General features: G+C 63.0%; 22 protein-coding genes. 9 read left to right on the top strand and 13 right to left on the bottom strand.

The window, feature by feature from the left end:
* Positions 1-222: 222 nt before the first annotated feature.
* Positions 223-597: an IS3 family transposase gene (locus tag ACW4LP_RS10720; protein ID WP_173112325.1), complete on the top strand. Its 375-nt coding sequence runs from the start codon at positions 223-225 to the stop codon at positions 595-597.
* Entirely contained in the window at positions 597-1,211 is a 615-nt protein-coding gene (locus ACW4LP_RS10715; RefSeq protein WP_455803805.1) for an IS3 family transposase, read from the top strand. Before ACW4LP_RS10720 ends, ACW4LP_RS10715 begins: the two co-directional genes overlap by 1 nt.
* Positions 1,212-1,287: 76 nt before the next feature.
* On the opposite strand, the gene ACW4LP_RS10710 is transcribed toward ACW4LP_RS10715, so the two are convergent.
* The 3 genes from ACW4LP_RS10710 to ACW4LP_RS10700 form a co-directional block, all read right to left on the bottom strand.
* Positions 1,288-4,560, bottom strand: coding sequence for an FtsX-like permease family protein (locus tag ACW4LP_RS10710; protein ID WP_455803804.1), 3,273 nt, complete (start codon positions 4,558-4,560; stop codon positions 1,288-1,290).
* Position 4,561: 1 nt separating this feature from the next.
* A complete protein-coding gene (locus ACW4LP_RS10705; protein ID WP_114548606.1) occupies positions 4,562-5,263 on the bottom strand; it encodes an ABC transporter ATP-binding protein in 702 nt (233 codons plus the stop codon).
* Between the two features lie 102 nt (positions 5,264-5,365).
* Positions 5,366-6,898 (bottom strand): response regulator transcription factor, encoded by a 1,533-nt coding sequence (locus ACW4LP_RS10700; protein WP_455803803.1) that lies wholly within the window; start codon positions 6,896-6,898, stop codon positions 5,366-5,368.
* 280 nt (positions 6,899-7,178) lie between these two features.
* On the opposite strand from ACW4LP_RS10700, the gene ACW4LP_RS10695 reads away from it, so the two are divergent.
* Both ACW4LP_RS10695 and ACW4LP_RS10690 read left to right on the top strand, forming a co-directional pair.
* The gene (locus ACW4LP_RS10695) at positions 7,179-8,774 is read left to right on the top strand and encodes a molybdopterin-dependent oxidoreductase (protein ID WP_022740342.1); all 1,596 of its coding nucleotides are present in this window, start codon (positions 7,179-7,181) and stop codon (positions 8,772-8,774) included.
* 19 nt (positions 8,775-8,793) lie between these two features.
* A complete protein-coding gene (locus ACW4LP_RS10690; protein ID WP_147272703.1) occupies positions 8,794-9,291 on the top strand; it encodes a molybdopterin-binding protein in 498 nt (165 codons plus the stop codon).
* A 176-nt stretch (positions 9,292-9,467) separates the two neighbouring features.
* Here the strand turns inward: ACW4LP_RS10690 and ACW4LP_RS10685 are convergent, their stop codons facing one another.
* Both ACW4LP_RS10685 and ACW4LP_RS10680 read right to left on the bottom strand, forming a co-directional pair.
* On the bottom strand, positions 9,468-10,142 hold the full coding sequence (locus tag ACW4LP_RS10685) for a molybdopterin-dependent oxidoreductase (protein WP_302222603.1): 675 nt from the start codon (positions 10,140-10,142) through the stop codon (positions 9,468-9,470).
* A gap of 14 nt (positions 10,143-10,156) precedes the next feature.
* Complete coding sequence (locus ACW4LP_RS10680; RefSeq protein ID WP_302222601.1) at positions 10,157-11,752, bottom strand: response regulator transcription factor; 1,596 nt, start codon at positions 11,750-11,752, stop codon at positions 10,157-10,159.
* Positions 11,753-12,061: 309 nt separating this feature from the next.
* Between ACW4LP_RS10680 and ACW4LP_RS10675 the strand changes: the two genes are divergently transcribed.
* Both ACW4LP_RS10675 and ACW4LP_RS10670 read left to right on the top strand, forming a co-directional pair.
* Positions 12,062-13,633 (top strand): molybdopterin-dependent oxidoreductase, encoded by a 1,572-nt coding sequence (locus ACW4LP_RS10675; protein ID WP_302222599.1) that lies wholly within the window; start codon positions 12,062-12,064, stop codon positions 13,631-13,633.
* A gap of 19 nt (positions 13,634-13,652) precedes the next feature.
* Entirely contained in the window at positions 13,653-14,147 is a 495-nt protein-coding gene (locus ACW4LP_RS10670) for a hypothetical protein (RefSeq protein ID WP_455803802.1), read from the top strand.
* 418 nt (positions 14,148-14,565) lie between these two features.
* On the opposite strand, the gene rplW is transcribed toward ACW4LP_RS10670, so the two are convergent.
* From rplW to ACW4LP_RS10630, 8 genes are all read right to left on the bottom strand, one after another.
* Complete coding sequence (gene rplW / locus ACW4LP_RS10665) at positions 14,566-14,853, bottom strand: 50S ribosomal protein L23 (RefSeq protein WP_022740348.1); 288 nt, start codon at positions 14,851-14,853, stop codon at positions 14,566-14,568.
* A complete protein-coding gene (rplD, locus tag ACW4LP_RS10660) occupies positions 14,853-15,479 on the bottom strand; it encodes a 50S ribosomal protein L4 (protein ID WP_022740349.1) in 627 nt (208 codons plus the stop codon). The genes rplW and rplD overlap by 1 nt, the downstream gene beginning before the upstream one ends.
* Positions 15,480-15,513: 34 nt before the next feature.
* Positions 15,514-16,134 (bottom strand): 50S ribosomal protein L3, encoded by a 621-nt coding sequence (rplC, locus tag ACW4LP_RS10655; RefSeq protein ID WP_022740350.1) that lies wholly within the window; start codon positions 16,132-16,134, stop codon positions 15,514-15,516.
* 12 nt (positions 16,135-16,146) lie between these two features.
* On the bottom strand, positions 16,147-16,455 hold the full coding sequence (rpsJ, locus tag ACW4LP_RS10650) for a 30S ribosomal protein S10 (RefSeq protein WP_016309237.1): 309 nt from the start codon (positions 16,453-16,455) through the stop codon (positions 16,147-16,149).
* Positions 16,456-16,493: 38 nt separating this feature from the next.
* Positions 16,494-18,611: an elongation factor G gene (fusA, locus tag ACW4LP_RS10645; protein WP_302222597.1), complete on the bottom strand. Its 2,118-nt coding sequence runs from the start codon at positions 18,609-18,611 to the stop codon at positions 16,494-16,496.
* 15 nt (positions 18,612-18,626) lie between these two features.
* Entirely contained in the window at positions 18,627-19,097 is a 471-nt protein-coding gene (gene rpsG / locus ACW4LP_RS10640) for a 30S ribosomal protein S7 (RefSeq protein WP_022740352.1), read from the bottom strand.
* A gap of 107 nt (positions 19,098-19,204) precedes the next feature.
* Positions 19,205-19,576 carry a 30S ribosomal protein S12 gene (gene rpsL / locus ACW4LP_RS10635; RefSeq protein ID WP_157012296.1) on the bottom strand — a complete coding sequence of 124 codons (372 nt, stop codon included), beginning with the start codon at positions 19,574-19,576 and terminating at the stop codon, positions 19,205-19,207.
* 324 nt (positions 19,577-19,900) lie between these two features.
* Positions 19,901-21,397, bottom strand: a complete 1,497-nt coding sequence (locus tag ACW4LP_RS10630; RefSeq protein ID WP_114539971.1) for a response regulator transcription factor — start codon at positions 21,395-21,397, stop codon at positions 19,901-19,903.
* Positions 21,398-21,669: 272 nt separating this feature from the next.
* Between ACW4LP_RS10630 and ACW4LP_RS10625 the strand changes: the two genes are divergently transcribed.
* The 3 genes from ACW4LP_RS10625 (at position 21,670) to ACW4LP_RS10615 (ending at position 25,336) form a co-directional block, all read left to right on the top strand.
* Positions 21,670-22,302, top strand: a complete 633-nt coding sequence (locus tag ACW4LP_RS10625; RefSeq protein ID WP_114539972.1) for a cytochrome c3 family protein — start codon at positions 21,670-21,672, stop codon at positions 22,300-22,302.
* Between the two features lie 141 nt (positions 22,303-22,443).
* Positions 22,444-24,108: an FAD-dependent oxidoreductase gene (locus ACW4LP_RS10620; RefSeq protein ID WP_161127327.1), complete on the top strand. Its 1,665-nt coding sequence runs from the start codon at positions 22,444-22,446 to the stop codon at positions 24,106-24,108.
* 85 nt (positions 24,109-24,193) lie between these two features.
* A complete protein-coding gene (locus ACW4LP_RS10615) occupies positions 24,194-25,336 on the top strand; it encodes a U32 family peptidase (RefSeq protein ID WP_173112312.1) in 1,143 nt (380 codons plus the stop codon).
* The last annotated feature ends 1 nt before the right edge of the window (position 25,337 follow it).

The raw sequence follows: 25,337 nt of genomic DNA, 5'->3' as shown, positions 1-25,337 counted from the left end.
GCCGCCGGCCAAAGTCCGGTAGCGCGATCGGCGCCTGTGCGGTGGCGCGATTGGCGGGAAGCGGGGGCCCAATCGGCGATTATTACGGTAGCGCTAACAGCCAGCCGCGGCACGGTGGGGTACTGGGCCCGGGGGCGGCTCCCGCACGGGAGGCGCGCCCCCTCCGCCCGGCCTCCACGCCGGCGTGCTAGGATGGCCCCTCCGGACGCGAAGGAGGAGCCGTTGAACGAGGCGGAGAGGGCGGCCTACGAGGCCGCCATGACCGAGAACCAGCTGCTCAGGGCGGTGTTGGACGACCTAAAAGGGGCAGGCTCGCACCCGGGTTCGATGTCGAACAGGAGAAAGTGCGAGCTGGGCGAGAGATTGCGCGCGGCGACAGGCCTGCCCCTCCGCGAGATCACCGCTTTCTTGAGGATCTCGAGCTCCTATGAGTACCGGCGGGCGCGGCTGGGCCGCCCCGACAAGTACGCCGCGCTCAGGGCGCGGGTGCGGGAGCTGTTCGAGGAGGGCTCGCGCAACTGGGGCTACCGCACCGTGTGGGCGCGCCTGCGCCGCGAGGGTGTTAGCGGGTCTCGGAGAAGGTGGTGCGCCGCCTGATGCGGGAGGAGGGCCTCGAGGTCGTCTACAACCGCCGCCGCAGGCGCTGGAGCTCCTACGCCGGCGAGGTGTCGGCCGCCCCTCCCAACCTCGTGGCCCGCGACTTCTCGGCCGCCGCCCCCGGCGAGGTCCTGGTCACCGACATCACCGAGTTCCGCATCCCGGCCGGCAAGGCGTACCTGAGCGCCGTCGTGGACTGCTTCGACGGCAGGCCGGCCGGGTGGAGGATCGGGCCGTCGCCCACGGCGGCCCTGGCCAACGGCTCGCTCGCGGACGCGGTCGCCGCCAGGCGCGCGGGCGCCCGCACCGTGGTGCACAGCGACCGGGGCGGCCACTACCGCTGGCCCGGCTGGGTCGCGCTGTGCGAGGGGGCCGGCCTGGTCCGCTCCATGTCCGCCAAGGGCTGCAGCCCCGACAACGCCGCCTGCGAGGGGTTCTTCGGGCGCCTGAAGAACGAGTTCTTCCACTGCAGGGACTGGGAGGGCGTGCCCGTGGCCGAGTTCGGCCGCCGGCTCGACGCCTACCTGCGCTACTATTGCTCGGGCAGGATCAAGAGGTCCCTGGGGTGGCTGAGCCCCGACGAGTACCGCGCGTCGCTCGGCTACGCCGTCTAGGAGGTACGAAAAAACGTCCGCACCCCCGTTTCACGCACAAAAACCGTACAAATGCATGGTTTTTGCGGCAAAAGAGCTACTCGTTGGACTTCAGACTCTCCACCATGTCGATATGGGCGAGCTTGGGGCGCATGACGAGCATGACGACGGCGGTGAACACCATGGTGAGAACGAAGGCGATGACGAAGCTATCCCAGTGAATGGTGCGCCCGAACATGACCTGATCCACCTCCGCCGTCACCACGACGAAGCCCTCCAGCACCACGCCGAGGCCCAGGCCCACAAGCGCGCCCAGCATAGCCAGAAGCACGATCTCGCGGAAGATGTAGGCGTTCACCTCGCGGGGCGTGAAGCCGAGTACCTTCAACGTGGCGATTTCCCGGGCCCGCTCGGTGATGTTGATGTTCGTCAGGTTGTACAGCACGATGAACGCGAGCGCGGCCGCCGCCACCACAAGCACCACCACGACCATGTTCACCGAGCGCAGCATCTGCTTGTAAGAGTCGATGACCTCGTCGTTGAAGGCCACGGTGTCCACCGCCCTCGTAGCGCGCAGGGCCTCGGAGAGCGCAGAGCGCTCCCCCTCGTCGGTGGTGGCCCGGGCGTACACCGTGAGGTTGTCCGGCTCTTCCCCGAAGGTGCGCGCGTAGGTCTCCGGCGTCATGAAGGCATAATCACCGATATAGTTCTCGATGATGCCCATCACGGGCACGGAATAGGTCGTCGCCGTGGCGTTGCCCAAATCGTCCTGCTCGGCGAACACGATGGCGTCGCCCACCGAAAGTCCCAGCTTGGTCGCCAGCTTCTCGGTGACGATGGCGCCGGCATCGGTCAGCCCCACCTCATCGTGGCCCTCGCGGGTGCGGAAGTGCCACAGCTCCTTGAACGCCTCGGGGTCGGACGGCGCCACAATGGTGGTCATGGCCTCGGTGCCATCGGCGCCCTGGGCGATCATGGAGGTCTCGGTGGCACGGACGGCCACGGGCAGCTTCTCGGCGTCGCCCAGAAGGGCGGCGGCAGCCTCGCGCTCGTCGTCTGCAGCGTCGTCCTTCTCGGAGATGACGACGTTGTAGTCCACCAGCTCGCCGTACTGCACGTCGATGATGTCGTTGATGGAATTCTGCAGCCCCAGGCCCGTCAGCAGAAGCGCCGTGCAGCCGGCGATGCCCACGCACGTCATGACGAGACGGCGCTTGTAGCGGAAGATGTTGCGGAACGTCACCTTCCACGAGAACGAGAGGCGGCGCCACAGGGGCCCGACGCGCTCCAGCAGAATGCGCTTGCCGGCCTTGGGCGCCGGCGGCTGCATGAGGGCGGCCGGAGTCTCGCGCAGGGTGGCCGCGGCGGCAGCCCAGGTGGCCAAGAGCGTGATGCCGATGCCGAGTCCGGCCGCGGCGAGCGCGATGGGCCAGTCGATGGGCATGGCGGCGCGGGGCACGTAGTAGACGATGGAGTAGGCCTCCATGATGACCCAGGGCAGCACCTGGGAGAGCACCGCGATGCCGAGAACGCTGCCGAGCCCTGCGGCCAGGGCGGCGTAGATGAGGTACTTCGACGTGATGCGCGCCCGCGAGTAGCCGAGCGCCTTGAAGGTGCCGATGAGCATGCGCTCCTCCTCCACCATGCGGGTCATGGTGGTAAGGGCCACGAGCGCCGCCACGAGGAAGAAGATGAAGGGGAAGAACGACGCGATGGCGTCGATGCGATCGGCATCGGAGGCGAAGCTCACCACGCCGAAGTTCTTCGTGCGGTCCATGACGAGCCAATCCGGCGGCTCGATGTCGTCGATCTCCTTCTGGGCGTCGGCGAGTTCCTGCTCCGCTTTGTCCAGCTCCTCGTTGGCCTCGGCCGCGGCGGCGTCGTAGTCGGCCACGCCCTGCTCGTACTCGGCCCGACCCGCCTCCAAGTCGGCTTTGGCCTGTTCGTATTCCGCCTTGCCCTCCTCCAGCTGCTTTTTGCCCTCCTCGACGCTCGTCTTGGCCTGATCGAGCTGAGCCTGAGCCGCGGCGATCTGCGCGTCGGCGGAGGCGCGCTCTTGCGCCAGCTGCGTCTTCGCCTCCTCCAAGGCCGTCGCCGCAGCCGCAATGTCGGCGATCTTCTGCTCCAGGTCGGCGCGGGTCGCCTCCAACTCGGTGCGCTGGTCGGCGGGAAGGTTCGGCACCTGCAGGGCGGCCTCGGCCTGGGCCAGAGCGTCCTGCAGCGTCGGGAGCGCCGCGTTGGCCTCGGCGAGGTTCGCCTCGTTGGCAGCGATCTGCTGCTCGGCCTCGGCGAACTGCGCCTCGGCGTCGGCCTTGCGCTTGGAAAGCGATGCCGTGCCCTGGGCGTACTCCTTCTCGCCGTCCTTGATCTTCTTCTCGCTCGCAGAAAGCGTGGAAGCGGCTGCATCCAGCTTGCGCTGGCCCTCGTCCAGCTCCTCCTTGGCCGCATCCAACTCGGCGCGGGCATCGGCGAGCTCGGTCTTCGCGCGGGCCTCCTCTTTTTCGTATTCCGCTCGCGCCTCATCCAGATCGGCCTGGGCCTCGGCCTTCAGGCCATCCACCCGGGCCTGCTCCCGAGCCGGCGCGATGCCCTCGATGGCGGCCACAACGCCGGCCACGCGATCGTCGTAGGCATCGCTGTCGGCGGGAAGCTCTGCCGCCCCTTCCACGGAGACGTAGGCCTCCACGTAGGGCATGTCCGCATCGAAGGCCTCCGGCAGCACGTACATGAACTGCTCGATGGTGCCCGAGCCGATGGTGGAGGTGCCCATGGACGTCGAGCTGACGTAGAGCGGCGAGTGCACGCGTCCCACCACGGTGAACTCGGTTTCCGCCAGCGTGTCCTGCACGTTGCCCACCGACGGATCAACCGTCACCGTGTCCCCCAACGAGGAGGGGCCGCTCATAACGCGGTCGTTGAAGATGACGCACTCGTTGGCCGAGGTGGGCCAACGGCCTTCCACCAGATCGAGCCGGTTGAGATAATTCGCGTCATCGGAGGAGATGGCGCCCGCGTCCGTCTTCACCGCCGTCGCCGCCGAAGGCGACAGCGAGTGCACGCGCATCACGTACTGCTCGTCGTTCAGGGTGGCCAGCACATCGGCGGAATAGGCCGCCTCCACGCCCGAGACGCCGGGCACATCGCGCAGGGCCTCGATGTCCTCATCCGTGAGCCCCAGGGTAGAGACGACGCGGATATCCATGAGATCGGTGCCGTCGTAGTAGGCATCGGCCGCCAGCTTCATGTCCGGCGCCGTCATGCGCAGCCCGGCGTAGAAGCCGCAGCCCAGCGCCACGATGGCGGCAATGGCGACAAAGCGCCCGAGCGAGTGGCGGATGGAGCGGACAATATCTTTGTTGAACGCCTTCACGCTACCACTCCAGCACGTCGGCGGACAGGGGCGCCTCGTTCAGTTCCACCGCGGCCACGGAGCCCTCGCGCACGTGGATGACCCTATCGGCGATGGCGGTGAACGCGCTGTTGTGGGTGACGACGACGACCGTGCGCCCTGTATCGCGGCAGGTGTCCTGCAGAAGCTTCAGGATGGCCTTGCCCGTCTCGTAGTCCAAAGCGCCGGTGGGCTCGTCGCATAGAAGGAGCTTGGGGTTCTTCGCCAGGGCGCGGGCGATGGCCACGCGCTGCTGCTCGCCGCCGGACAGCTGTCCGGGGAAGTTGCGCACCCGGTCGGCCAGGCCCACGGCCGCCAGCACCTCGTCGGCGTCAAGCGGGTCGCGGCAGATCTGGCTCGCCAGCTCCACGTTCTCGCGGGCCGTCAGGTTCTGCACGAGATTGTAGAACTGGAAGACGAAGCCAATGTCGTGGCGGCGGTACTGCGTGAGCTGCTTGCGGCTGAACGAGCTCACACGGGCGCCATCCAGCATGATGGTGCCGGAGGTGGCCGAGTCCATGCCGCCGAGCATGTTCAGAAGCGTCGTCTTGCCAGCCCCGGAAGGCCCCACGATGACCACGAACTCGCCCTGCTCAATGGTGAAGCTCATGTCGCGCACGGCGGCCACTTCCACCTCGCCCATCTGGTAGATCTTGCTCACGTCGGCAAATTCCACGAAGGCCATGATTCCTCCCAGCACCCGGCGCCCCTCGCGGGCGCTTTTCTCTCGATCCTTAAGATACACGATAAGGAACCAAGAGGGCACCCCCGCAAATACCCTCCACACCTACTTTTCGTCCAGAAGGTGCATCAACTCGCCATGGGAGTGAACCCCGGTCTTCGCGTAAATAGCTCGCACATGAGACCGCACCGTGGTGATGGACACCACCAACATTTCACTGATTTCCTTCGGCCTCTTTCCTGCGACTAGGTACTCGAGTATCTCCGCCTCACGGTCGGTCAAGCCAGAAGATCGGGCCAGACGGCGGCAGCACTCCGCCCGCCGGCTCGCCAACTTTCCATGGGCGTCCTCGTGAGGAAGAAGGCCCCAAACCGTTTTGGCAAACTTCTCCGAATTGGTGTGGAAAGTGACCAGGGACAGTATCACGAAGATGGCAGCACCGATGACGCTGAAAGCGGTCTCGTCGAGAACGACGCTCTCATGCACACCGAATCCCACTAAGCACCCCAGAAAGAATCCCGCTGACTTGACGAGAAACGCGCGGGCGAACACTTGCGTCGGAGAGGCTTTGATGACACGAGCAATGGTATAGCTCGCAACGGCGAGCAGAACATCGAAATAGTACAGGGCGCACGCCTGCAAAATGAGAAGCGGAAGAAACTCCGTGTCCATGGTAAGAGGACCGAGGAGAGCCGCCACCGTGACGATGGGGAAAACGTATTGATAGAAACGGTTCCAGAGACGCACCACATCAGTGCCGTCACTTTGCCGAAGCGTCGCCGAGAACAGCCCGAGGGCCGCTACCGCACCGAAGAGGAACGCCGTGACACGGCTCGAGACATCTAGGGACAGAGCTAGAGGTACCACGTGGAGGAATCCGAACACTGCCCCGTAGGCGCCTATGATGAGGAACAGGGCGAAAGAGGGCGCTCCACGATGACGACCCTGCGATTTCCCCCTGCGTCGCGGCGCTCCCATCGGAGCATAGGGCTCGCGTTCGAATTGCACTCGCAAGCAGGCACCCGCCCCCATAGCCCGAACAAAACAGGCGGCAGATCCGGCAACAAGCGCCATATGGAGTATTTCGGAAACCAAAGCCGGGGCACCGGCCTCCAAGATGCTGAACAGTCCTTGGACCGTGAGCGTAGTAAGAGCCACAAGCGCTACGACGGTCGCGAGGAACACTCGCGCGCCCACTCCGGCAGTCGCCTGACAGCTCAGCGCGAAGAAGAAGGCACCCGAAGCAGCCCCCGCCACCTGCACAATTATCATAGTCATCACATTGGAGGTCCCCACCGACCAATAGAACGCCATGACATTGGCCGTCTGCAGCGCGAAGAAAAACACCCAGAAGCGGTCGTTCAGAGCGATAGCCCTCAGTCGGTCGGGGCGCATCTGAGCCAAAGCGTAGCCCAAGATGAGTCCGACGGCGTGGGCGTTGCATGACTGGGCGCGCAGATTGATGAACGTCCCGAGCACCGTGCCGTAGTCCAGAGACCAGCTCGCCGACTCGTGCAGCAGCTGGGCCGACGAGACGAGCAGGACACAAGCGCCGAAGGCGGCCCAATAGCCCTTGGGGCGCGACGCTGACGATTTCCCGCTCTTGCGCTCTTCCGCCTTTCCCAACAAAGCTTCCACAACCCTCGCCCTCCTCGTCACCAGCGCATTCGAGCCCTATCGCACAAGAGGAGACTACCACACAACCCCAGCGAAAATACGGCTCAGGCATAGGCTCTCATCAGGCTTTTCTCGATATCCTCAAAAATTGAGGAGGAGATTTTGCCATCTCCGCATTCTTTGGCGATCACGGCGAGGGCGCCCTCTCCCTAGACTTTTAAGCACCGCCTCCCGCAGCTGCGCCACCAAGCAGCCAGGCGAAGGCGGACAGAGTTGGTTCCTAACAAGGAAGGAGAAGAGGATGGACACGACAGCAAACCAGCGACGCAGGCACCTGCTCGCAGCCCTCGGCGTCATGGCGGCCGTCATCGGCCTCGCCCTGGCCCTTTGGGGCTGCGCGCCCCATGCCGAGCTCAGCAGCACAGGAGGCGCCGAAGAAGCAGCGGCGAGCGAGGAGGCAGTAGTCGGATTGTACCCCGACTTTACCGAGAAGAGCTCGGGGCTCTTCAACGACACCTATCAGACTACCGAGCTTCTGAACGCCGGCAACCGCGGATGCAACTCGTGCCACGAGGATCTGTGGGACATCATGAACACGAAGGAGGGCTACAACCACATCCTGACCCACGTGGGCTACGACAAGGCGCTCACCTACCAGGACTGCGAGCCATGCCATCGCGGTCACACGACGCTCACCGGGCCCTACCTCGGCGACTTGCTGCATGCCGCCCATTACGGCAGCGAGCAGTTTGTCGAGGCCAACGGCAACTGCTGGAGCTGCCACGCCATGGATTCCGCCGGCTCCCAAGGCGACTACCAGTTCATGCTCTGGGACGACTTCTACGACAGCCCGGCGCTGGGCGGCTACCCCAACATCGCCAACGACGAGACCACCCGCTACTGGCTGAGCGTTCGTGGCAAGGATTCCAGCGATGCCATAGGATTCAACAATCGCATGGACACCGAGCAGAACCCCACCATATCCGTCAGCTTCGCCCAAGACGTCACCGATCATGAGGATGTCTTCATCGTGAACAACTGGGGCGAGGAAGTGACCGAGAAGAACGGCGAGCCCTTCGACTTCAACGAAGTGTGCAGCGAGGACAATACCTTGACGATCACCGGCGTGAAGAATCCGAAGACGTGGACGAAAGAAGAGCTGCTCGCCATGCCCCAGACCGAGTTCTCCATGGCCTTGGCCTGCGGCACCAACGGACGCGGCGGCTCGCTCGTGTCGAACATCCCCATGTCGGGTGTTTCCATGGAATACCTCATCGAACAGTGCGGCGGCCTTCTCGACGACAGCAACGCCGTTGTGGCCACCGCCTCCGACGGCTGGAAGTCCTTCGCAATGCCCGTAGAGGCCAGCACCTATTCCAAAGATGCTTACATCGCCCTCAAGTACTACGGCGAGGAGCTCTCCAAAGACGACGGCGCCCCCATGGTACTCATCTCCCTTGGCAATATCGGCGCATGGCAGGTCAAGCACGTCGAGCAAATCGACTTCATGCACGATGACGAGCCGTTCACGGCCGCACTCATGGGCGCATCGGACGAGCCCACCCCCAACTACGCCATCAACGGCATGTGGTTCCAGGAGCACGGCGTCGAGGCCAAAGTTGGCGAGCCGGTGAATCTCACGGGTGCCATGTACAGCTGGAACCGCATGTGGGGCAACCTGGATACGATCAAGTTCAGCTTCGACATGGGAACCTCCTGGGTCGAGTACGACGTGGACAAGGAAGTGCCCGATTTCGATCCCTACCAATGGGTCAACTTCTCCATGGACTGGACGCCCGCAAAGGCCGGTACCTACTTGGTCAAGATGGCAGCCACGGACGACCTTGGCAACGAGATGCCCTTCTCCGTGCCTCTGTTCGTCCATGTTTCCGAGTAAGAAAGGGACGGTGACGTTCATGAAATCCCAAACGATTAAGACACTCGGCGGCGTGATGAGCGCCGTGGCCCTCATCTCCGGGGGCGCCGGCGTGGCCCAGGCCGCCACGGTAGATTCGGCCGCGCCCGCGCCGGCCATGCCGGTCGTCACGGCTGCCTCGGACTCCGCGGCCCCCGAGGCCCCCGGCGCACGCACCGTGGAGGGCTCCTTCAGCTACGATCAGGACGCCGTGACCGCCAACGCCGAGATCAGCGGGGTGTTCTGCAAGGCGGCGGCCACGCTGTGCGCGTCGCTGCCCACCTACGGCTGCGAGACCGCCAAGGCCGCGGCCATCACCGTGGCGGGCCCCGGCGCCTCGTTCACGGCCACCGCGGACGAGCTGGCCGGCGAGGAGGGGGCGGCCTCCTACGTGATGGCCTGCTCCTGCGCCACCAACGTCGCCGGCGGCGGCGCCATCGCCAACGCCGAGGTCGAGGGCGTCTCGCTGGAGACCCTTGTGCAGATGGCCTGCGCCTAGAGCGCCTCACACCAAACCTTTCCTTACCCCTCCCCTACGGGCCCCGGAAGCCTCCCCCTTCCGGGGCCCGTTTGCGCGCTGCGCGGATATTACGGCCCTATTGCGGCCCTGCAGAAAGATCGAGTCGCGTCATCGAGAGATACCCCTCGTTAGCATAGATCAACGCAGCTCGCGTCTTACAACACCTCGAAGGTGTGCACGGCGGCGATAGGGGACGCGTCGCCGTCCTCGTTCACGGAGCGCACCTTCATCTGATAGGCGCCGGGGGCCTCAGGCGTGTAGGCGAAGGTCCACGACACCCAGCGCTCGGCCGTTGTGCCCTCCAGATCGTAGCGGGTCCAGTGCGCGCCGTTGTCGAGCGAGAACTCCACCGCGATGATGCGCTTGTCGAAGTCGTGGGCCCAGCCGGTGAATTCCATGGGCTCGCCCACGCGCCCCACGTACTCGGCCTTCGCCGCCACGTTGGGGCGGTTGGTGTAGTCGTGGCCGTCGTCGACGAACGGCCCGATGACCGGGGGCACCTCCTCATTGGTGAAACGGATCTCGCGGATGTCGCGCACGAAGTACTTGGCCGGTAGCCCCGGCACCCACAGCTGATTGGTAGCGCCCATGACGCTCATGATGTCCTCGCCGTTCACGCGATTGGCTACGATGGCGCCGCGTTCCAGCAGGAAATCCAGCGGGAAGCTCTGCTCCATCCCGTCAGCTCCCACGAACGTGACGGTGTTGCACTTCTCCGGCTCGCCGACGACCGCAGCACCGTCGCCTCCCTCGGCAGCAACCCGAGCCGTCGCGCCTTCCACGGCCTCCTCCGCATGAGCCGCCAGGCCTTCCGCACGCTCCTTTTCCACGGCAATCCCCTTCTCTAGCTTTTGTCCTGGGGACATTCTACAAGCTTGGCCAGCTCGGCAGCCGAGTGCACGCCCGTCTTCGTGTAAATGGCATGAACGTGCGAGCGCACCGTGGCCACCGACACCACCAGCACATCACTGATCTCGCGGGGGCGCTTGTTGCGGGCGAGCAGGCGCAGCACCTCGGTCTCACGCTCGGTCAGGCCGAACTGATCCGCCAGAGCCGCGCAGCGCTCATCGCGGGTGCGCTCGTAGCGGCCGCGCGGATCCTCGTGGGGCAGAAGGCCCCAAACCGTCTTGGCGTACTTCTCCGAGTTCATGTTGAAGGTGACGAGCACAAGCAGAACGAACACCGCCGTGCCGATGACGGAGAAGGCCGCGGTATCGAGAACGAGGTTTTCGTGCACCTCCATTCCCACAAGGTTGCCGAGCAGAAAGCCGACGGATCGAATGAGAAAAGCCCGCCCAAATATCTGGGAAGGCGCGGCGTTGATGGCCCGGCTGATAACCGAGCAGGCCATGGCGAGCAATGCATCGAAATAATAAAGGGCGCAGGCCTGCATGATGAGAGCCGGCAGAAACTCACTGCTGTTGGTGAGCGGACCGAGCAGTGCCGCCACACAGACCGCAGGGAACACGAAGCGGTAGAAGCGGTTCCAAATGAGCGACACGTCCACAGCTCGCCCGCGACGGAGCGTAGCGACGAAGAGCGCGAGTGCGATGGCGGCGCCCACGAGAAACGACGCCACCCGCGCCACAACGCCCAAAGGCAGCGCCAGCGGAATGACATGGAGAAAGCCGAACACCATACCGTAGGAGCCGACGATGACGAAGAGCCGGACGCACAGAGGCACCCGACGGCGCGATGACGCGGAGCCATTCGCCCCCAGCCCATCGGAGACACTCTCTCCCGATGCTTCTGGCGCCTCCCCCTCTCCGTCCTCGCGGGCACGAATGGGCGCGAACGAGCGACGGTAGCTCTCCGGAAAACAGGAGCCAGGAGCCATGGACTTCACGAGGCACAGCCCCGCTGCAACCACCAGCCCCACGTGCAAAAGCTCTGAGACCAGCAGCGAAGAAGTAGCCTCAAGCATGCTGAACAAGCCCTGGACGATAAGGGTGGTCAGCGCCACCACCGCCACGATAGTGCCCATAAACAGCGTGGAACCGACCGTGCAGGCCACCTGACTTGCGACCACGAAAAACCATGCCCCCGAGGCGGCTCCGATAAACTGCACGACAATAACGACGAAGGGCGCGTCAAGCACCGTAAGACAGCCATAGAACAAAAGGATGTTTCCCACTTGCGCAATAAAGAAGACGAGCCAGAACAGACCGTCACCGACCAAGCGGGAGAACCTTCGTCCGCATATCTGCGTCGCAACGTAGCCGAAGACAAGCCCGAGCGAATGGGCGTCGCAGGAGAAGGCGCGGATGTTGACCGGCGCGCCCCACAGCGGCGCGAGGTCGAGCATCCAGCTTCCCGATTCGTGCAGCAGCATGGCCGCCGACGCCAGAGCCACAAGCGCCCCAACGATCCACCAATAGCCCTTCGGCGCCCCATCGAACGTTCGCAACGCGCGGGCCGATGCCTTCCTGTCTTCTTCCATGTTCTTCAACCCCCTGCCCCTCACAACTGATCCTCTATCTCCAGCGCAACACGAAGCGCCAAAGGCTCGTCGCCGCCGACCCATCCTCCTGCGATCTCTAGGCTCCTTGCGAGCACTACTTAGCCGACTTAATCATATCACCTGGCGTTTCTCTGAAATCAACAAGAGTTGTTGAGATGGCCAGTCAACCTCAATAAACGTTGCTGATTTTTCCTGCAACGACTCTTTTTATAGTGGGCCTAGCCGTCCGGGCCTTGCACGCAACGGACGGTACGGAAATCCCGAAGCAATTATGGAAGGAGAGGAATCATGAGGACAACCGAAAGCAAGACAACGTCTCGGCTCATCGTGGCCGGAGCCGTCGTCGCCGCCGTGCTCGCTTTGGCTCTAGCCCTGTGGGGCTGTGCGCCAAACGCAACGGGTGCCACCACCGATCAGAAAGGGGACGACAAAGCGACCGAAGAAACAACGACTTCAGCCAGCGTCTATCCGAATTTTACCGAAAAGGCCGCAGGCTTGTTCCCCGACACGTACTTCAACCGCGATATGCTCAACACCGGCAACCGCGGCTGCAATGCGTGTCACGAGAACCTGTTCGACAAAATGGTGAACAAGGAGGGCCTGACCCACATCCTCAGCTACGTTGGCTACGAGAAGGACGGCACCTACAAGGATTGCGAGCCATGCCATCAGGGCCATATGACGTTGACCGGCCCGTACTTGGGCGATGCTATCCACGCGAGTCACTACGGCAACCAGCAGTTCGTTGACGCCAACGGCAACTGTTGGAGCTGCCATGCCGTGAACTCCGACGGCGAGGCCGGCGAGTACCAGTTCATGCTATGGGAGGACTTCTACGAGCAGGCCGCGCTCGGCGGCTACCCGTGGCTCGCCGACGACGAGACCACCCGCGCCTGGGTCGAGTCCCGAGGATACGCTGGCGGCTATCCCACGGAATTCTCCCAGGAAAAATCGCCCAACATCTCTGCGACATTCGCCCAAGATGCCACCGATGCAAAAGATCTGTTCATCGTCAACAACTGGGGTCCCGATGCCATCGATTTGGAGGCTGTGTCGGCCGACAGCAACCCGCTTTCCATCACGGGCGTGAACAACCCGCGCACTTTCACGGTAGAAGAGATCCGCGCCATGCCTCAGACCGAGTTCACCGCCTTCCAGAACTGCGCCACTAACGGCGAGGGCGGCGCACTCATGGAGAACATTCCCATGAAGGGCGTGCCCCTGTCCTACCTCGTGGAGCAGTGCGGCGGCCTGGTAGAAGGCACCAATGCCATGAACGCCTCAGGCAACGACGGCTGGGCAGCCTTCCCGCCCATGGACATGGCGCTCGACCTCATGTATGAGGACTGCTATGTGGTCACCCAGTACTACGGTCAGAACCTCACCGTGGATCAGGGCGCGCCGCTCGTGCTGGTGCCCTGCGGTATGCCGGGCGCCCAATGGGTGAAGCATCTCGGCACCATCGATTTCAAGGTGGCCGATCAATTCATGGATGGCCCGACCTACGCTGCCGCCACGGCGCCTTCCCCGAAGATCAACGTGAACGGCATGTGGTTCCAGAACAACGGCCTGAGCGCAAAGGTGGGCGAGAAAGTCGCTCTTACAGGTGCCTGCACCTCTTGGAGCAAGATAGTCGGCGAACTGGACACCATTCGCTTTAGCTTCGATCTGGGCCAGACTTGGCAGGAATACAAGGTGACCAGTGAGGTGCCCAACTTTGATCCCTACCAGTGGGTCAACTACACGTTGGAGTGGACGCCGTCGGCACCGGGTAAATATCAAGTAAAGCTGGACGCCATAGACACCGAAGGCAACCACATCCCCAACCCCGTCACGCTGTTCGTGAACGTCGAGGAATAGAAAGGGACGGTGACATTCCATGAAATCTCAGACTGTTAAGACCATCGGCGGCGTGATGAGCGCGGTGGCCCTCATCTCCGGAGGCGCCGGCGTGGCCCAGGCCGCTACCATCGAGCCTGCGGCAGCTGCTCCGGCATCTGCGACCACCCTGGCTGCCGCAGATGTCGCAGACACCGAGGCCCCTGCGCGCGCCGTGGAGGGAACCTTTAGCTACACGCAGGACGCCGTGTCCTACAACGCCGAGATAAGCGGCGTTTTCTGCAAGGCGGCCGCCACGCTGTGCGCGTCGCTGCCCACTTACGGCTGCGAGGCCGTCAAGGCCGCGGCCGTCACCGTGGCGGGCCCCAACACCTCGTTCACGGCCACCGTAGACGAGCTGGCCGGCGAGGAGGAAGCGACCTCCTACGTGATGGCCTGCTCCTGCGCTACCAACGTTGCCGGCGGCGGCGCCATCGCCAACGCCGAGGTCGAGGGCGTCTCTCTGGAAACCCTCGTTCAGATGGCCTGCGCCTAAGAAAGAGCGCGCTGTCGCCCGAAACTTGAAGGGCTCGACGCGCCCAGCGCCACCCGCCTCCCCCTCGGCCCGGAAGCCCTCGCTTCCGGGCCTTTTCCATAGGCAAAGGATGCAAACCCGTAGCACGAAGCCGCTTTTTGCCTTCCGCTTCAACGCAGATCGACATTTTCCCGCCTCTGGCTATTGTGTCACCTAGGCATAACTTTAAGCTTATCAAGAAAATGCCTGGTCACAGCTTCGCAAGAAAGCCTAGTCCTCAATACGCCCGTAGCCAGAGACGGAAAAATGTCGGAGACGACCGAGCGACAAGGCAAAAACCCGCCTCGGGCTACGGCTCGCAGCAAAAAGGCCGGCCCCTTTGCGGGAGCCGGCCTTGGTTTCTCGGGCTTTCGACCCTTAGCGCGATGAGCGCTTGAAGCTAGGAAGCGAAGATCTCGATGGTCTCGCCCTCGGCCAGGGTGACCATGGCCTTCTTCCAGGTGCGGGTGCGACCCTCCTGGTAGCGGACGCGCTTCGGCTTCGACTTCACGTTCAGGGTGTTCACCTTGACCACCTTCACGTTGAAGATAGCCTCGATGGCCTGGCGAATCTCAACCTTGTTGGCGTCCTTGGCCACCTCGAAGGTGTAGACGTTGTTCTCCATAGCGTCGTAGCTGTGCTCCGTGATGACGGGACGGATGATGACGTCGCGGGGATCCTTCTCCATTATGCAAGCACCTCCTCAATGCGGGCCAGGCACGGCTCGGCGATAACGAGGGCCTTGTTGTCGACCAGCTCGTAGGTGTTGATGTCGCCCACCGGCAGAATGTTCACCTCAGGGATGTTGCGGAAGGAGAGGAAGGCCTCGATGTCCTCGTTGCCGATGACCACGCAGATGCGCTTACCCTCCAGCCCCAGCGCCTTGATGAGCGCCACGGCGTCCTTGGTGCAGGGCTTCTCGAAGTCCATGTCCTTCACGATGTAGAGCTCGCCGTCGGCCAGCTTGCCGGAGAGAGCCGAGCGCATGGCCAGCTTGATCTCCTTCTTGTTGACCTTCTGGTCGTAGCTGCGGGTGTGGGGGCCGAACACGGTACCGCCGCCGACCCACTGGGGAGCGCGGATGGTACCCTGACGGGCACGGCCGGTGCCCTTCTGACGCCACGGCTTCTTGCCGCCGCCGCGAACCATGCCGCGGGTGCGCGTGTTGGCGGTGCCCTGGCGCCAGGATGCCTGCTGCGCCTTCACGGTGCGATGCATCACAGGCACGTTCGGCTCGATGGCGAACACGGCGTCGGAAAGCTCGACCGTGCCGGCGGCAGCGCCCTTCACGTCCTTAATCTCAATAGTTGCCATAGTTGCTGTAACTCCTTGTTACCGATCGTTCCAATTAAGCCATGCGGACGCGGACGATGCCGTTCTTGCCGCCGGGCACCGCACCCTTGACCAGGATGAGGTTCTGCTCCTCGTCGATGCGAACAACCTCGAGGTTCTTCACGGTGACGGTGTCGCAGCCCATGTGGCCAGGCAGGCGCAGGCCCTTGAACACGCGGGACGGCGTGGCGCACTGGCCCACGGAACCGGGGGCGCGATGGAAGTGCGCGCCGTGGCCACCCGGGCCGCCGGCAAAGCCGTAGCGCTTCATGACGCCGGCAAAGCCCTTGCCCTTGGACGTGCCGGTCACGTCGACCTTCTTCACGTCGGCGAAGGCCGCGACGGTCTGCTCGTCGCCCACCTTGTACTCGCCGGCGTTCTCGACGCGAACCTCGCGCAGGTAGCGCTTCGGCTCGGCGCCCTGGGCGTCGAAGTGGCCCTGCATGGGCTTGTTCACGCGACGGGGCTTGATGTAGCCGAAGCCCATCTGCACGGCCTCGTAGCCGTCGGTATCCACGGTCTTCACCTGGCACACGGTGTTCGGCTCGGCCTGGATAACGGTGACCGGGACGATGCGGTCCTGGTCGTCGAAGATCTGGGTCATGCCGATCTTCTTGCCATAGATAGCGTTAATCATGCCCAAACCTCCTTACAGCTTGATCTCGATGTCAACGCCAGCGGGGAGATCGAGACGCATCAGGGAGTCAACCGTGTTGGGGGTCGGCTCGAGGATGTCGATCAGGCGCTTGTGGGTGCGCATCTCGAACTGCTCGCGGGAGTCCTTGTTCACATGGGGCCCACGGATGACGCAGTACAGGTTGCGCTCCGTCGGCAGCGGAATAGGACCGGAAACCTTGGCACCCGTCTTCTGGGCGGTATCGACGATGAGGCGCGTGGACTGATCCACGATCTCATGATCGTATCCCTTGAGGCGGATGCGAATCTTCTGACTTGCCACTTACATTACCTCCAAATAGAAGTTTCTCTGAGGACGCCTTAGGCGTTGCCGCCGGCCTTGCTGATGATCTCGTCCTGCACGGACTTGGGCACGGGCTCGTAGGAGTCCATCTGCATGGTGTACACGGCGCGGCCCTGCGTACCGGAACGCAGGTCGGTCGCGTAGCCGAACATGTTGCCCAGCGGAACCTTCGCCTCGATGACGACGGCGTTTCCACGCTGCTCCTGGCCCTGGATAAGACCACGACGGCTGGGAATGTCACCCATGACGAAGCCGGTGTACTCCTCGGGCGTCTCAACCTCGACAGCCATGACGGGCTCCAGGATGACCGGGTTGGATTTGCGCAGGGCGTCCTTGATGGCCATGGAACCGGCCACCTTGAAGGCGGCCTCGGAGGAGTCCACGTCGTGGTAGGAACCGTCGATCAGCTCGACCTTCACGTCCTCGACCGGGTAGCCGGCCAGAACGCCGGAGTTCAGCGCCTCCTGGATGCCCTTGTCGATGGAGGGGATGTACTCCTTGGGCACCACGCCGCCGACGATCTTGTTGACGAACTCGTAGCCCTTGCCAGCCTCCTGCGGGTACATGTTGATGACCGCGTGTCCGTACTGGCCGCGGCCGCCGGACTGGCGAACGAACTTGCCCTCGGCGTTCATGACCTCGTGGCCCGGACGCTCGCGATAGGCTACCTGCGGCTTGCCCACGTTCGCCTCGACCTTGAACTCACGCAGCAGGCGATCGACGATGATCTCGAGGTGCAGCTCGCCCATGCCGGCGATGATGGTCTGACCAGTCTCATGGTTGGTGGACACGCGGAAGGTCGGGTCCTCCTCGGCGAGCTTCTGCAGGGCGATGGCCATCTTGTCCTGCTCGGCCTTGGTCTTGGGCTCCACGGCGATGTCGATAACCGGATCGGCGAACTCCATGGACTCCAGTATGATGGGAGCGTCCTCGGCGCACAGGGAGTCACCGGTGGAGGTGTCTTTCAGACCCACAACAGCAACGATGTCGCCAGCGGACACGGCGTCGATGTCGACGCGCTGGTTGGAGTGCATCTGCAGCAGACGGCCGATGCGCTCTTTCTTGCCCTTCGTGGCGTTCAGCACGTAGCTGCCGGCGTCCAGATGGCCGGAGTACACACGCAGGTAGGTGAGCTTGCCCACATAGGGGTCGGTCATGATCTTGAAGGCCAACGAAGCGAACGGAGCCTTCGGATCGGCCGGACGCTCCTCTTCCTCGCCGGTGTCGGGGTTGGTACCCTTGATCGGCGGGATGTCCACCGGGGAGGGCATGTAGTCGACCACGGCGTCCAGCAGCTCCTGCACACCCTTGTTCTTGTAGGCGGAGCCCACGAACACGGGGTTGATCTGGCAGGCGATAACACCCTTGCGGATGGCGGCCTTCAGCTCGTCGACGGAGATCTCCTCCTCCATGAGGACCTTCTCCATCAGCTCGTCGTCGCAGTCGGCGGCGGCCTCAAGCAGCTCCTGGTGGTACAGCTCGGCATCTTCCTTGAACTCGGCCGGGATCTCGTCCATCGGCTCGGGGTAGGTCATGCCCTTGTCGTCGGCCTTGAAGTCCCAGGCAGTCATGGTCACAAGGTCCACGATGCCCCAGAAGTTATCCTCGGCACCCATGGGAATCTGGGCGGCCACGGCCTTCGCATCCAGACGGTCGCGCATGGTCTGGATGGCATGGAAGAAGTCGGCACCCACGCGGTCGTACTTGTTGATGAAGGCGATGCGGGGCACGCCGTAACGCTCGGCCTGGCGCCACACCGTCTCGGACTGCGGCTGCACGCCGGCAACGGCATCGAATACGGCGACGGTGCCGTCGAGCACGCGCAGGGAGCGCTCCACCTCGGCCGTGAAGTCCACGTGGCCGGGGGTGTCGATGATCTGGAAGCGGTATTCCTTGCCGTCGGACTTGCCGCCGGGGTACTTCCAAAAGCAGGTGGTGGCGGCAGCGGTGATGGTCACGCCGCGCTCCTGCTCCTGGACCATCCAGTCCATGGTGGCAGCGCCGTCGTGCACCTCGCCGATCTTATGAGTTTTGCCCGTGTAGTAGAGGATGCGCTCGGTCGTGGTGGTCTTGCCTGCATCGATGTGGGCCATGATGCCGATGTTGCGCGTATCCCTCAGATCGATTTTAGCCATATACCTTCACCAGCCTTAGAAGCGGTAGTGCGAGAACGCACGGTTTGCCTCGGCCATTTTGTACATGTCCTCGCGCTTCTTCACAGCGGCGCCCGTGTTGTTGGAGGCGTCGATGATCTCGTTGGCGAGACGCTCGCGCATGGTGTGCTCCTTGCGCTTGCGGGAGAAGTCGACGATCCAGCGGATCGCCAGCGTGGTGGCACGACGGGAGTTGACCTCCATCGGCACCTGGTAAGTGGCGCCGCCCACGCGCTTCGGCTTGCACTCGAGGGTGGGGCGGACGTTGTCCATGGCCTTCTTGAACACGGTCAGCGGATCCTCGCCGGTCTTCTCCTGGACCAGATCGAAGGCGCCGTAAACGATGTTCTCGGCGATGGACTTCTTGCCGTCAAGCAGAACCTTGTTGATGAGCTGCGTGACGAGACGGTTGTTGAACTTTGCGTCCGGCTGCGTTTCGCGGCGGACTGCTGCTGCACGACGCGGCATGTAGTTACTCCTTTTGCTTCTGCGCGCTTCGGGGCACCGGTTCGGCGTCCATTAGGTCGGTGGGGCTCCTTACCCAGACTCTACCGGCCCGCGCGGCTTAACGAACGTTATTTCGGGCGCTTGGCGCCGTAGCGGCTGCGGGCCTGCTTGCGGTTGTCCACCGCAGCACAGTCGAGCGCCGCGCGGATGACCTTGTAGCGGACACCGGGAAGGTCCCTTACACGGCCGCCGCGGATGAGCACCATGGAGTGCTCCTGGAGGTTGTGGCCCTCGCCGGGGATGTAGGCCGTGACCTCCATACCGTTGACGAGACGCACACGGCAGACCTTGCGAAGAGCGGAGTTCGGCTTCTTGGGGGTCGTGGTGTACACGCGGGTGCACACGCCGCGCTTCTGCGGGTTGCCCTTGAGCGCCGGGGTCTTCGACTTGTCGACCGTCTTCTTGCGGCCCTTGCGGACCAGCTGGTTAATTGTAGGCAAGACTCTTTTCCTTTCCTTTTTCCACGGGCTTGCACTGCACAAAACAAGCGCCTCTGTGAGGCGCGAGGGGGTATATTACGAGGGTTTCCGCTGTGTGTCAAACGCCACGCACCCGGGCGTATCCATCCCCTCCGGCGAGCGGCACAATTTGTCCATAATCGCAGGAAGTGCAGGCAAGGAAGCCCCACGCACTTCCGACCGACAAGGACTGGCACGCTTTCTCGTAGAGGCCGACGAGGACTGACGCGCTTTTCCCGTAGGGGCCGACCTTGGTCGGCCCTCCCGACCGATGAAGGCCAGCGCCCCCGGTCATCTAAACCGACTTCAATCGTCATCTATCCCATCATCTCCGAAGCCGGAGACGAGATCGATGAGCTCGGCCTTGGAATGGACATCGAGCTTCTGATAAATGTGCCGACGATGAGTAATGGCGGTTCCCTCGGCAATGAAAAGCACCTCCTGAACGCGACCCAGCCCATGCCCGCGCGCCAGAATGCCCAGAACCTCTGCCTCTCGCTCAGTCAGCGCGTAGACCTCAGCCACGGCCGCGACCCGCTCATCGAAAGGCGTACCGCCGTCAGCAGACTCCGCCTCTTTGCCCCCTGCGGCAGTTACGGCCCTCTTGTAGGCCCGCGCCAAACTTCCGCGCGTCAACACCACATCCGACGCGATAACAGCAAGCACCATGGCCGCGATGGCCGTCACGCTCACGTGGCCCTGGAGATCGAGGCTCTCCATCATAAGCGCCAAACTCGACCCCAAAGCCGCGCCCAGAGCAAGCGCGCCCAGAGCCACACCCCACACGATAGCAAAAGGTACGCGAATCTGCCCGGCCGCCTCCGCCGCGATTCCCACCACCAAGGAAAGGTACACCCACAGAGCCACCGCCGAGGCCCCCATGGCAAAGCGCAGGGAGAATTCGCTTCCGGCATCGAAGGGGTAAAAAGCCACAAGTATCGGTATGGCCGCAAAGCGTAGAAGGAGCAGCCAGCTGAATCCCTGTTTGAGCAGCGCCTTTGCCACAACCTCGACCACGAGGGAGATAACGACGCCCGAAAGGCTCAAAAGCCATGTCCACGACAGGGCGTGACCGTGACGCGCAATGAGAAACTGCGTGATCATCAGGGCGAAGACAAGGCCGAACAGGCCATAGGACGCGATAATGCGAACAAAAGCCCCCTGCAGATGCGTCACTGGCGAAGAGGTTTTAGCAGGAGCCTCACCGCGAGACGCCGACACCATGAACAAGGCGCTGGACACCGCCGAGAACACGGCGACCACTGCAAGCAGCAACCAGTGGATGCCTATGGACTGAGCGAAGGCCGCCAGCAGGCAGGCAGCGAGTACGACGAGAAACGAAACCCGGGAGCGCGCCGGAGCATCCAGCCGTCCAAAGCGTTCGCTCCATACCATGGTGAGCAAACCGCCGCCCAAGCCGAGCAGCGCGCCGGACACGACGCGCAGAACCGCAACTGCCACAGAGGCGCCCCGTTCGGGAACGAGCAGAAGCGCTGCGCCGGCGATGGCAGCCAACGCGCCCGCAAACGCCCCGAAGACGCCTCGAGACCATTCGTCCCTCCAACGCGCGAAAGACGCTGCGCACGCCGTCGTCCCCAAAACAACAAGATAAGAAAAGAGAAGGGGGTTCAGCCCCGACAGCGCCAGATCGCCCCCGCGATACATATCGGCTACCACGCCGACAATGGGAAGCCACGTTTGGGCGCCAATATACCCGAGAACCACCAAAAGCCCGCTCTTCTCGGAAGCCCCTCCTAGCCCCTGAGACGGTAGCGCGCCATCGTCCTTCGTAATTCCTACCATCGCCGACCCTCCCGTATCGATGTGCGGTCAAGGGCAGTATAGCAAGGGCAAGGCCGAGAACCACCCACAATCTGTCCTTCGTCATCCCTTATCCCACCTGGTCTTTCATCCTTTTCAGATGATGGCTTGGCAGCAAAATAATCTGTCTCCTCCCGCGAAGCATCGGCTTTGGATGATGGCATTTCGGCGACGAGGACGCACAATGCCGCCCATCGAATTCAATCCGGCGGGACGACGAGAGAGCCGCCGGAGCCACTTGGAAGGAGAGGAGCATGGCTCACGTATCCCTGCGCAAGATCGTTCTTGCCTCCGCTGTCGCGGGTGTCATCGCACTTATGTCCCTGGGCACTGTCGGCTGCGCCCCGAAAACGGCAGATCTCAGCGAAACGGGCAGCGGCTCACAGGCTGAAGCCGACGAGAACGCCGCAATGACAGGGGACTTCGCGTTCTCCGCAGATGCCGACTGCACCACCTGCCACAGCACCGAGGGCGACTCGCTCGGCGACGCGACGATGCCCGCATCTAACCATGCGACGCAGGAGTGCACCACCTGCCATAGCGACATCGACAGCCTGGCGACCGCCCACGATGGCGTGCAGTTCGGCGACAAGACGCCCAAACGGCTGAAAAAGACCACCATCGATACCACCGCCTGCTTCAGCAGCGGTTGCCACGGCAGCCAGGAGGATCTGGCCGCCAAGACTGAAGCCTGCGCCATCCTCACCGACGCCAACGGCACGGTAGTGAACCCCCACGCCCTGCCCGAGAACGAAGATCATACGACCATCGACTGCGGCAGCTGTCACAGCATGCATTCCGACGACACCATCGAGGACACGGCAAAGAAGGCATGCAAGGGCTGCCACCACATGGACGTCTACGAGTGCAACACCTGCCACGAGTAAGGCCCGGCGCATTTAATTGACTCCGGTTCCGCCCGGACCCCGTCAATCCCTCCCCCTACGGGGTCCGAGTGCGGCCATTCCCATCTCAGCATCATCCGCACTCCGGCGGATGACATAGCAAGCCTTATTAAGGAGGAAAACATGGAGGAAGTATCTCGCCGCTCTTTTTTGAAGGGCTCCGCCCTGGCTGCCGCCGGCGCTGCCGGCGCCGCCGCCCTGGCCGGGTGCGCCAACAACGACGCTGCGCTCTCTGAGACTGGCAGCACCCCCGAGTGGATGCCCGAGACCTGGGACTACGAGACCGACGTTTTGGTGATCGGCTACGGCGGAGCGGGCCTGTGGGCCGGCATCACCGCCTTCGACGAGGGCGCTCAAGTGCTCTATCTGGAGAAATCGCCGTTCCGCGGAGGCGGGTCCTCGTCTATCAACATGGGTCAGTGGACTGCCCCCCACGATGCCGACGCGGCCGCTCAGTTTGCTTTCGAGGCCTTCCATGGGCAGACACCTATGGAGGTCTGCCAGGCCTGGGCCGAGGAAGCCGTGCAAAACCCCGACTACGCCGACGAGTACGGCCTCGAGTACACCCTGGGCGATAGCCCCCGTGCCGAGTACAACATCTTCACTGGCTACGAGGAGATGTACGTCGGTTCCGGCGACGGCTACGGCGCGGGCTTCTTCGAGGCCATGGACCAACATCGCGCCGACCGCGGCATCGAGGTGCTGTTCGAATGCCACGACGAGGAGCTCATCCAGAACCCCGTCACCAAGGAGATCGTCGGCTGCTACACCCTCATGGGAACCGACGAGACCCCCAAGGCCGTGAAGGCCTCCAAGGGCGTCATCCTGTGCACTGGCGGCTTCGAATTCAACGAGGAGCTGCAGGCCAAGTATCTGAAGTGCTACCCGATGCGCGGCTTCTACGGCTGGAAGTACAACACCGGCGACGGCATCACCATGGCCCAGAAGGTGGGTGCCGACCTGTGGCACATGCAGCAGGTCTGTGGCGGCGACGACGCCTGGTTCGACGATCCGGAGATCGTGCCCGGGGGCGTTTCCGTGCAGAGCCCCACGCCCAATTACATCAAAGTATCTCGCCTAGGCGAACGCTGGGGTAACGAGGAAATCTTCAGCCCCCATGGTGGCTGGAAGCCCTACGCCAATTTCGATGAGGAGATCTGCGATTTCGACCGTATTCCCTCTTGGTACATCTTCGATCAGACCTCCTTCGACGGCGGCTCCTGGGGCGGCATGGTCGGCGGCGCGGCCACCGAGAACGGTGGCATGGGCATCGGCTACATGACCGAGGGTCTCGATCCCGAACTCGGTGGCTGGGCCGGATGGTCTGCCGACAACAAATGGGAGCTCGAGCGTGGCTGGATTACCACCGGCGCCACCCTGGACGAGCTGGCCGCCAACATCGCCGCCAGCAAATGGGACGACAAGATGGACGCTGAGAAGCTGAAGGCCTCCGTTGCCCGCTGGAACGAGCTGTGCGACAAGGGCGCTGACGAGGACTTCGGCCGCCAGCAGCTGGCAAAGGTCGAGACCGGTCCGTTCTACGCCATTCCGCTGTACCCGGGCATCTGCAATACCATCGGCGGTGCTCGCCGCAACGAGAACGCCAACATCGTCGATCCGAGCGGCAACCCGATTCCGCGCCTGTACTCCGCCGGCTCGTTCGGCAACATGAATGGCCACACTTACGCCATCACCGGCGGCAATGGCTCCGAGAACTGGTGCGTCGGCCGTATCGCCGGCCGCAATGCCGCCGCCCTCGAACCCTGGGATGCCGCAACCGAGGCCTAGGCCCGGCCTGGCGCCGATGAGCACAAGCGGGCCCGCTCTTGAAAAGCGGGCCCTTTTTCTAAACGAGAGAGGAAGGAGGGGCTCTGTGGCTCAACTCGAGTTTTCCGTTCCTTATAACGGAGACGCCGCCACGCTGCGACAGCTGATCGCGCTTCAAAGACGCAACGGCAACGTTATTCGGGAGATCTACCTGAATGCGCCGCAAGCCATCACCGGTTCGGGCCGCGTTGGAAACGTGACGACCCTCGACGAGTTCGTCGGAGTGGTCAGCATCATTCGCGAAGCGGGCATCCGCGTCGACGTCACAATGAATTCCACGTGCGATGGCGGGGATTGGTACGCCGAGGAGACCCTCAATCGACAAATCGGATTCATTCGCGACATGCACGAGCAACACGGCATTGAGGCAGTGACACTGGCCAATCCCTTCCTCATTGAACAAGCGCGCCAAACCTGTCCGAACCTTGAAATCAGCGCCTCAGTCCTCGCTGACATCGATTGCTTTTCCCGCGCCGAAGCCTTCGCACTGGCAGGTGCCACCACTATGACCGTGGACACGAGCATCAACCGCGACCTGAAGCTCTTGCGGCAAATCCGCGAGAAACTTGGCGTAGAGCTCAAGCTCATGGTAAACGAGGGGTGCTTGAACAAATGCCCCTACCGCAAGTTCCACATGAACTTGATCTCCCACAAATCCCACGAAGAGCGCGACGAGGGCAACGCCTTCTCTTTCGCTTGCGGCGACATCATCGGCCGCGATGCCGGGCAGATTTTCAAATCGAACTGGATCAGGCCCGAAGATATGCGCCGCTACGAGGGCATCACAAGCTTCTTCAAAATTGTCGGCCGCGATATGATGCCGAGCAAAGTGCTTCGCTGCACCGAAGCCTACTTGGACGAGTCCTACGACGGCAACCTCTTCGATCTGCTGTGCAGCTCCATCGGCTATTACGGCATCGAATTCCGCGCGCACATCGACAACAAGGCACTTGGCAGGACGAATTTCTTCAAACGCACCTCCACTTGCAACAGACAATGCCAGCGCTGCGCCTATTGTGCCGAATTGGCCGACGAGCTTCTGGGCTATGGCTGGATCACTCGCGAGATGCTCGAGGATATGGGGCAGACGTCGATGATCGCCGCCATCGAAGCGCAATTCGGAGGCAGCTACCCTGTTTGCCGCTCCTTTTCAAAGACGCCCCTTGAAAACCCATTCCAATCTCTGTAAA

The organism is Adlercreutzia sp. CNCM I-6215 (assembly GCF_977072315.1).
This window is presented reverse-complemented; position numbering and strand designations above follow the sequence as displayed.